Source organism: Burkholderia sp. 3C (assembly GCF_054589155.1).
Window position 1 is genome coordinate 1 of record NZ_BAAILN010000077.1, and the last position, 430, is coordinate 430.

Sequence of the window (430 nt, forward strand, 5' to 3'; positions counted from 1 at the left end):
CGTGAATTGCCCGAATTGCATCAAGCAGGGTCTGGCGATTCTGCCGGTCCGTTACGCGGTTGTGGCGTCCGACGATAAGCTGAATGCGGCGGTGCCGCCGAACGATAAGGCGCATGCTGGCCGGGCGCCGAAAAAACCGGTCGACCCGGATGTCTTACCCCTCACGGCTGATCAGCACATCACGCGCAAGCCACTGAACGGCTCGAAATACATTCTTCGCCAGCTCGATCGGGGCTACGTCTACGTGCTGTACCCAGTCAGGGGCACGCGAGTCAGCCGATGGATAGTCTACGAGGTCGGGTCGGACGGATGCATGAACATCTACACCGATCCACGGCATGTTCCGCCGAAGCCGATGGACCAACCGCTGAACAAGACATGCGGCTGGCCGATACACAGCGATTCGGCGGCACAAACGATTGCCATTTCG

Annotated in this window: 1 protein-coding gene; it reads left to right on the forward strand. The window is 59.8% G+C overall.

What is annotated here, in order from left to right:
- The coding region (locus ACYP33_RS14245) for a toxin VasX (RefSeq protein WP_459622448.1) at nt 1-430 on the forward strand (430 nt) is incomplete at both ends.